This window comes from Streptomyces sp. NPDC059785, assembly GCF_042732375.1.
Classification (GTDB): Bacteria; Actinomycetota; Actinomycetes; order Streptomycetales; family Streptomycetaceae; genus Streptomyces.
In genome coordinates, this window is record NZ_JBHWHV010000090.1 from 23508 (window position 1) to 31178 (window position 7671).

8 protein-coding genes are annotated in these 7671 nt (G+C 73.0%); 3 read left to right on the forward strand and 5 right to left on the reverse strand.

What is annotated here, in order from left to right; genetic code table 11:
- Positions 1-23: 23 nt before the first annotated feature.
- The gene (locus ACFV6E_RS39940; protein WP_385174780.1) at positions 24-1112 is read left to right on the forward strand and encodes a glutamate--cysteine ligase; all 1089 of its coding nucleotides are present in this window, start codon (positions 24-26) and stop codon (positions 1110-1112) included.
- A gap of 324 nt (positions 1113-1436) precedes the next feature.
- A complete protein-coding gene (locus ACFV6E_RS39945; RefSeq protein ID WP_385468476.1) occupies positions 1437-2231 on the forward strand; it encodes a hypothetical protein in 795 nt (264 codons plus the stop codon).
- A 94-nt stretch (positions 2232-2325) separates the two neighbouring features.
- On the opposite strand, the gene ACFV6E_RS39950 is transcribed toward ACFV6E_RS39945, so the two are convergent.
- The 4 genes from ACFV6E_RS39950 to ACFV6E_RS39965 all read right to left on the reverse strand — a co-directional run bounded on the left by ACFV6E_RS39950 (position 2326) and on the right by ACFV6E_RS39965 (position 5435).
- Positions 2326-2748, reverse strand: a complete 423-nt coding sequence (locus ACFV6E_RS39950; RefSeq protein WP_385468479.1) for a PPOX class F420-dependent oxidoreductase — start codon at positions 2746-2748, stop codon at positions 2326-2328.
- 111 nt (positions 2749-2859) lie between these two features.
- A complete protein-coding gene (locus ACFV6E_RS39955) occupies positions 2860-3858 on the reverse strand; it encodes a hypothetical protein (RefSeq protein WP_385174788.1) in 999 nt (332 codons plus the stop codon).
- A gap of 134 nt (positions 3859-3992) precedes the next feature.
- Positions 3993-4298: an ANTAR domain-containing protein gene (locus tag ACFV6E_RS39960; RefSeq protein WP_385174791.1), complete on the reverse strand. Its 306-nt coding sequence runs from the start codon at positions 4296-4298 to the stop codon at positions 3993-3995.
- A 126-nt stretch (positions 4299-4424) separates the two neighbouring features.
- Positions 4425-5435: a Ku protein gene (locus tag ACFV6E_RS39965; RefSeq protein WP_385468481.1), complete on the reverse strand. Its 1011-nt coding sequence runs from the start codon at positions 5433-5435 to the stop codon at positions 4425-4427.
- A gap of 193 nt (positions 5436-5628) precedes the next feature.
- Here ACFV6E_RS39965 and ACFV6E_RS39970 point away from each other — a divergent pair, with 193 nt between their 5' ends.
- Positions 5629-6417: a DUF4097 family beta strand repeat-containing protein gene (locus ACFV6E_RS39970; RefSeq protein ID WP_385176374.1), complete on the forward strand. Its 789-nt coding sequence runs from the start codon at positions 5629-5631 to the stop codon at positions 6415-6417.
- A gap of 45 nt (positions 6418-6462) precedes the next feature.
- Here the strand turns inward: ACFV6E_RS39970 and ACFV6E_RS39975 are convergent, their stop codons facing one another.
- The gene (locus ACFV6E_RS39975; RefSeq protein WP_385468484.1) at positions 6463-7413 is read right to left on the reverse strand and encodes an alpha/beta hydrolase family protein; all 951 of its coding nucleotides are present in this window, start codon (positions 7411-7413) and stop codon (positions 6463-6465) included.
- Positions 7414-7671: the final 258 nt, after the last annotated feature.

Below are 7671 nucleotides of genomic sequence, written 5' to 3' on the forward strand. Positions count from 1 at the left end.
CACGCAGAGGAAGGCCGCCACACGTGCGCACTGTCGGAGTGGAAGAAGAACTGCTCCTGGTCGATCCGCGGACCGGGGAGCCGCAGGCCCTGTCGACGGCCGTGCTCGCCCGCGCCGCGCGGGACGGCGACGCGGAGGAGACGTTCGAGAAGGAACTGCACGACCAGCAGCTCGAGTTCGCCACCCATCCGCAGTCGGACATGCACGAGCTCGGCGCGGAGATCGTGCGCTGCCGCAAGGAGGCGGCGCGGGTCGCCGACGAGATCGGTACCGCCGTCGCGGCGCTCGCCACGTCGCCGCTGCCGGTCAGCCCGTCGGTGAGCATGAACGAGCGGTACCAGTGGATGGCCCGCGAGTTCGGTCTGCCCACCCAGGAACAGCTCGTGTGCGGTTGTCACATACATGTGTCCGTGGAGTCCGACGACGAGGGCGCGGCGGTCGTCGACCGCATCCGTCCGTGGCTGTCCGTACTGACCGCGCTGAGCGCCAACTCACCCTTCTGGCAGGGGCGCGACAGTCTCTACAGCAGCTACCGCAGCCGGGTCTGGGGGCGCTGGCCGATGGCCGGTCCCACGGAACTGTTCGGCTCGGCCGAGGCGTACCACCGGCGGGTGAGCGACATGGTCGCCACGGGTGTGGCCCGCGACCGGGCCATGGTGTATTTCGACGCCCGTATCTCCGAGCGGTACCCCACCGTCGAGATACGCGTCTCCGACGTGTGTCTGCGGGCCGGAACGGCCCAGCTCATCGCCACCCTGGCGCGCGGGCTCGTCGAGACGGCGGCGCAGGAGTGGCGGGCGGGCCGGGAACCGGTGGGTCACCCCGTCGAGTTGCTGCGCCTCGCCGCCTGGCGGGCCGCCCGCTCGGGCCTCGAGGACAACCTGCTGCATCCGCTGACCATGAAACCCGCGCCCGCCGGTGACGTGGTGGGAGCGCTGCTGGAACATGTCGGTGGGGCGCTCGGCGTCAGCGGTGACACCGACCGGGCGCACCGGGGTGTCGCCGATGTGCTGCGGCACGGCAACGGCGCCCGGGTGCAGCGGGAGCTGTACGAGGAGACCGGCAGCCTCGGCGCCATGGTCGCGGAGTGCGTGCGACGCACCCAGTCCTGACCCCTCCTCACCAGGCACGCTACGCTCGGTACCGGCCGGCCGCCCACATGCCGAAGACACATGTAGTCGCCATGGGTGCGGTCGCCCCGAGACATGTGTCGCCGCCTCACCACGGCTCCCGACACACCCGCACGCGGGAACGGAAACATCACCCGATAGGAACAACCGGCTCCACTCGCCCGTATTACCTCTACGCTGCTGCCCTATGAGGCAGTTGCTCGCAGGCCATGAGTGACCCGGTGACTGCCCCATGGGGCATAATCCCCCGGCCACCCGCGAGCATCCGACACCGCGGTGGCCCCGAATCGAGGAAAGGCCGGCTTCATGGCTGACACGAAGACGCAGACGACGCAGACGGCACAGGCGACGGAACTGACATCGCAGTACATCGCCCAGGTCACCGGTGACCTGGAACGCAACACCAAGGAGCAGGAGCGCATCACGGCCGACATCGGCGCGCTCCAGGAACAGCTGGCCGCGCTCCAGCACGACCACTCCGTCCTGGTGAACATGCAGCAGGCGCTCGGCACGGTGGAGACGTTCGCCGACGTGGCGTCGGCGGCCGCGCGGGCGGGGGCGGTCGCGCCGGTCCCGCAGCAGAAGCGGAGCGCCGCGCCGGAGGCCGGCAAGCGGTCCCGCGGCAAGAAGGCCGGCGCGGCGCAGGAGACCGGGGCGGCCAAGAAGCCCGCGGCCAGGAGCACGACGGCCAAGGCCGCCAAGGCGCCCGCGGCGAAGGCGGGCAAGGCGCCGGCCACGAAGACCGCCAAGGCGACCACGGCCAAGTCCGCCGCGGCGAAGCCCGCCACGGCGAAGGCGTCGGCGGCCAAGCCCACGCTCGTCGAGCTCATCCGCACCCACCTCACCGAGCAGAGCGAGCCGCGCTCCGCGGCGGAGATCACCACCGCCCTGGGCAAGAGCCACCCCGACCGCTCCGTCAAGACGACGGTCGTGCGCACCACGCTCGAAGGGCTGGTCGCCAAGAGCCAGGCCCAGCGCAGCAAGCAGGGTTCCTCCGTCTTCTACACCGCGTCGGACGCGGCCGGGGAGGCCAAGGCGCCGCAGAGCGGGAGCAAGGCCGCGGCCGAGCCGGCCGGGGCCGCCGCCGCGACGAAGTCCTGACGACCGGGCACCGCGCGCGCCGGCACCTGTGCTGGTCGGCGCGCTGCCCGGCCGCGGACGGGGCGGCCCGGCAGCGCGCACCCGGAACCGGCAGTCAGCCGTTGGCCTGGCTGCTGTCCCGGTGGGAGCCCCAGCCGTGCCAGCGGTCGATCTCGATCCAGGCGTTGTAGCGGGCGCGGTCCCTGGCCGAGTAAGGCCGGCCGAGGTAGTGCTGCGACAGCCGGTCGATGCCCTTCAGGTCCTCGTCCTCGGTGATGTCGACGACCCGGCCGATGAGGCTGACATGGGTGTACCAGTCGGACTCGTCGATGATGGTCAGTGTCACCCGCGGGTCCCTGCGCACGTGCTCGAGGCGCTTGCGGCCCTCGTCCATGTTGACCAGTACCCGGCCGTCGTCCCACAGGTACCAGGTGGCGGTGGACACCGGCTGGCCGTCGGACCGCAGGGTGGCGATGACCGCCGGGTTGGGCTTCTTCAGCATGGTGACCGCGGGCTCGGGGAGCGGCGGTTTCGACATGGACTCTCCCTGGTTCGTCGCACTGTTCCGGGGCCGTCGCGGGTCACCGACCGATGGTCCGCGGGCCCCGGTGCAACCGTGCCACATCACCCGCCGGGTACGGCTGAGGGGTCACTGCGCGGCGGCCGCGGTGTTGCGTACCTGACGGGTGCGCAGGTATCCGCAGGCGGCGTGGTTGTTGGGCGAGCGGTTGTCCACAGGGATGTCGGCGATGACCTTGGAGGTGTCCCGGAAGTCGTCGGCGAGTGTGGTGTCCAGGGTGACCAGGTCCAGCGGGTCGGCGAAGTTGGTCCACAGGCGCACCGGTTGCGGGATCCGCAGCGGGCGGCGCAGCCGGTCCTGGATCTCGGTGTAACCGAGGGGCGAGCCCATCGTCATGAGCAGCGGTACGTCCGCGCGCGCGAAGCGGCTCTCGCCGAGCACCTCGTAGGCGACGACGGTGCCGAGGCTGTGGCTCACCACCACGGCGCGTCCGTCGACGGCGTCCAGAGCGGCCCGCAACCGGTCCTGGATGCCCTGCCGTGCGGCGGTGAAGAAGTAGGCGTTCGCGTCCGGGATGAAGTGCCGGAGCAGTTGCCGCAGCAGGAACTGGCGCAGCGGGTTCGGCAGCGGCAGCAGTTCGGCCACCGCGGTGGAGCCGGGGGCGGCGGTGGCCGCGACGGTGACCCGGGGTGCCGGTGCCGCCGCGCGGGCGGCCATGCCGGTGCTCAGCGCGAAAACGAACTGCGCCCCCTCCGCGGACATCGCGGCGACCGCGTCGCGCACCTCGGCGTCCTGGAGGGGCACGGTCCCGGCGAACGCGTCGGACACCAGCGCCGCCAGGGCGCTGTCCCCGGTGCACGCGTCGGCCGTGATGGCGGCCGGGCTGTCGTGCAGCAGATCGGCGTAGTAGACCATGCGCGTACGGGGTCCCATGTCCCGCTGGAACAGGTCCTGGTCCCAGGCCCGCTTGAGGATGTCCTCCGGCGGTTTGTTGCCGGCGCCGTGCACGTACAGGAACGTGGTGGGTTCCGCTTCCGCCGCCGTGTGTGCCGCCGTGCCCGCCGCCGTCTGTGCCGCCGTGTCCGGCGTCGTGTGTCCTGCCCTGTCCGATGCCGCGTCCGATGCCATGACGGAACTCCCCCTTCCGGGACAGCCGCCGGGGCGGCCGGGATCGCAGCAGCATCCCGCCGCCCGGCACACCGGTCAACCGCCGTGTGCCGGGGCGTGGTTGCCACGGCTTCCGGCGCGCCGGGCGCGGACGCTCAGCCCGGTCCGGAATCGTCGAGTCCCAGCTCGTGTTCGAGCTGGCGGCGGATGTCGGCGGGCAGCTCGCCGGTGCGGGCCCACTCGACGATCAGCTCGGCCACGTGGCGGAGCTTGACGTTCGTCCGCTGGGAGATGTTCCGCAACACCTCCCAGCCCTCGTCCGGATCGAGCCGGCCGACGGCCAGGACGACGCCGATGGCCTGGTCGACCATGGCGTGCGAACGCACCGCTTCCTTGAGCTGAAGGTTCTCGTCCTCCAGCCGTAGCAACCTCTCCGCATCACGCTCAGAGTTCAGCGGCATCTGCCGCGCATGCGCGTCGGACGTCAACGTCGCCTCCCAACCCCAGGAAAGTCCGGCGTCAGCATTCGGCTGCACCCCTTCGCCAGCACTCTTCTGCCCCGGGAACGGGGGCGAATGCAGCCCACTTCAGGCACTGCGCCTGGGCTTCTTCGCCGCGGACCGGCCCGTCGCCCTGTGCGCCGCACCGTCCTTCTGCGCCGTCTTGTCCTTGTGCGTCGCGCTGTCCGCCGTCCCGGCGGCAGGCTTCTTCGCGGTCTTCTTGGCGGGCGCCTTCTTCGCGGTCTTCGCCGCCGTCTTCTTCGCCGGTGCCTTCTTCTTCGGCAGCTCGTGGACCGTGGCGTCCTCGCCCTCGCCGCGCGACTGTCTGGCCGCGCGCACGCTCTTCTCCAGCGCCGCCATCAGGTCCATGACCTTGCCCTCCGGGGCCTCCTGCGCGGGCATCTCCGGCGGCTGTCTGCCCTCGCGCTTGGCCTCGATGAGCTGTTCCAGCGCCTGGGTGTAGCGGTCGGTGAACTCCTCGCCCTCCAGATCGTCCCGGGACATCCGCTCCATCAGCAGCCGGGCCCCGTCGATCTCGTCCTGGGAGACCCGCTCTGCGGGCGGGGCCAGTTCCGCGGGGCTGCGGACCTCGTCGGGCCAGCGCATCGAGTGCAGCACGATGGCGTCGTCGCGCACCCGCAGGATGCCGAGCCGTTCGCGCCCGCTCCAGGCGTACTTGGCGACGGCGACCTTCGACGACCGCTCCAGCGCCTTGCGCAGCAGGGTGTAGGGCTTCGCCGCGACACCGCCGTCCGCCTGGAGGTAGTACCCGTCGCCGATCCGGAGCGGGTCGATGTCCTCCTCGGGGACGAACGCCTCGATCTCGATCGCCCGGGCCGTCGGCAGCGGCAGCTCCCGCAGCTCCTCGTCACGGACGGGGACCACCTGGCCCTTGGTGACCTCGTAGCCCTTGCCGATCTCGTCCTGCGTGACTTCCTGGTCCTCGACCTCGCAGTACTTGCGCACCCGCACCCGGCCCATGTCCTTGCGGTGGTACTGGTGGAACCTGAGCGAGTGGTCCTCGGTCGCGCTCACGACATGGATGGGCACGGTGACCAGGCCGAAGCTGATCGCGCCTGACCAGATGGCTCGGGGCATGGCAGACCTCCACGACAGCCCCGAGCCCCCTCAGCCTACGTGCGGCGTCCGGGCCCGGCATCCGTTGTCACAGCACGCGCGACACCCGATGGGCCGGCCGCGGGCGGCCGGCCCCGGGGCCGGTGCCGGGGAGCCGGAGCCGCCGTCACGGAGCCGGTGCCATGGACGGCGCGGCGCGGGGAAACCGACGGACATGGACACCACAACCCTGACGCGCCAGCGGGAGAAGCCGAAGCGAACGCGGACACGGACGCGGCGCCTGGCGGCCGCCCTGGCGGTCCTGCCCCTGGCGGCGGCCTGCGGCGGCCACGACGCGGACGCCCGTGCGCTGCCGGCCGACGCGCCCCCCGAGCTGTCCGCCGCCGCGCACCTGGTCATCACCACCGACAACGGCGTACGGCTGCGCCCCTCCGACGACGATCAGGTGGTGACCGACCGGCACGTGCACGCCGACTGGTCCCACCGGGACGGGACCTGGGTCCTCGACCTCTCCTGCGCCGACGGCGACTTTGGCCGGGCGTGCCCCCGGATGCCCGAGGTGGACGTCCCCGAGGGCGCCTCGGTGTCCGTCTCCGCGCGCAACGCCGGTATCGACGTGGCCGGTGTCCCGGGCGCGCTGGACCTGACGACCGTCAACGGGGACGTGACGGTGACGCACTCCGGCGAGCGCACGGGCCGGGCCCGGCTGGTCACCCGCAACGGTTCGGTGCGCGTCGGGGAGCTGCGCGCCGCGCGGCTGCACGCCGAGACGGTGAACGGCGACGTGGACCTGGGGTGCGCCACCTCCCCGGCGTCCGTGACCGGGTCCACGACCAACGGTTCGGTCCGGGTCACGGTGCCGCACGACTCCCCCGCCTACCGCGTCACGGCCCGTACGGACAACGGCAGCCCGTCGACCCGGCTGCCCACCGCCGGGGCGGACGACGACCACAGCATGCGGCTCACCACCGTCAACGGGGACGTCGCCGCCGCACGCGAGTAACCGGGCCGGAAGGCTGAAGGGCCGGCGGGCTGAAGGGCCGGAGTGCTATGGCGTCTCGTCCGGATGCGGCGGGGTGCGGCCCGTGATCCAGCCCGCCAGCAGGTCCAGGTACGCAGGGGCGGGCCGGACGCCGTGGTCCGTCCGCAGGCGGTGGTCCGCGCCCGGGACGACCTCCACGGTCAGCGTCGCCCGCGCGGGACGGCCGGGACGGCACGCCGCGGCGACGAACGCCCGCGCGCTCTTTGCCACCGGCACCAGCGGGTCCGCCCCGCCGAAGACCGCCAGGTGCGGGCAGCGCAGCCGCACCGCGTCGGCGAGCGGGTCGTGGTCCTGCTTGCGTTTGAGGAACTCCCAGAACCTGGCGTCCGTCGCGGCTTCCCAGAGGTCGGCGCTGCCGGGCGGTGTTCCGGTGTCGCCGAGCAGAGTCCGGGCCTCCGCGTGGTCCGCGTCGCGGCGGCCCGCCTCGACGAGCCGGTCGTACAGGGCGAGGGCCGCGTCGGTCTCCGGCCGCCCGACTGCGTCCCGCAGCGACTCGGCCAGCGCGTGGCGCTCCTGTTCGGCCGGGGTGGTCCCCGGGCAGCTGCTGGTGACCAGCCAGGCGAGGTCGGCTCGGCCCGCGCCCGCGCGCAGGGCGACCCAGCCGCCCTCACTGTGCCCGAGCAGGCCCACCGCGTCGGCGCGCACGCGCGGCTGCGCGCGCAGGAAGTCCAGGGCCGCCGACGCGTCGTCGGCGAGGTCGTCCAGGGTCGACTCCTGCCAGTCGCCCTTCGAGTCGCCGACGCCCCGCTTGTCGTACGACAGCACCGCGAGTCCGGCCCGTACGAGCCGGTCGCGGATCGGCGGGAAATAGCCCCCGTTGTCGCGGTCGGCGGGCCCCGACCCGCCGATCATGACCACACCTCCCACCGGTGTGCCAGGCCCCTGCGGCACGGTCAGTGACCCGGCCAGCGTGACGGTCTCGCCGGTGAACGAGACCTCCGTCAGATCGGTTGGCATGGGGTCACTCTGGCAGCAACCGGCCCGCCCCGGCAGTCGTCGTGCCGCCGTTGTGCACCACCGGGCCACGGCTCTGCACGCCCGTGCCAGGCCCCTGCACCGCCGTGCCGGGCCGCCGCGCCGCCCCGGGCACCGGCGGGCCGGGCCGCCGCGGGCGCGGCCGGGCAGAGCGTCGGGCCCCCCGTCAGCAGCGGTGGGGGCGGGGGGGCGTGTGCGGGCAGGGCGGGGGGGGGGGCGCCAGCGAGGTGGGGGGGGGGC

Excerpts from the sequence above, each read along its gene's own strand:
- ACFV6E_RS39945 (WP_385468476.1), top strand. The coding sequence starts at position 1,437 with ATGGCTGACACGAAGACGCAGACGACGCAGACGGCACAGGCGACGGAA.
- ACFV6E_RS39950 (WP_385468479.1), bottom strand. The coding sequence starts at position 2,748 with ATGTCGAAACCGCCGCTCCCCGAGCCCGCGGTCACCATGCTGAAGAAG.
- ACFV6E_RS39955 (WP_385174788.1), bottom strand. The coding sequence starts at position 3,858 with ATGGCATCGGACGCGGCATCGGACAGGGCAGGACACACGACGCCGGAC.
- ACFV6E_RS39960 (WP_385174791.1), bottom strand. The coding sequence starts at position 4,298 with ATGCCGCTGAACTCTGAGCGTGATGCGGAGAGGTTGCTACGGCTGGAG.
- ACFV6E_RS39965 (WP_385468481.1), bottom strand. The coding sequence starts at position 5,435 with ATGCCCCGAGCCATCTGGTCAGGCGCGATCAGCTTCGGCCTGGTCACC.
- ACFV6E_RS39970 (WP_385176374.1), top strand. The coding sequence starts at position 5,629 with ATGGACACCACAACCCTGACGCGCCAGCGGGAGAAGCCGAAGCGAACG.
- ACFV6E_RS39975 (WP_385468484.1), bottom strand. The coding sequence starts at position 7,413 with ATGCCAACCGATCTGACGGAGGTCTCGTTCACCGGCGAGACCGTCACG.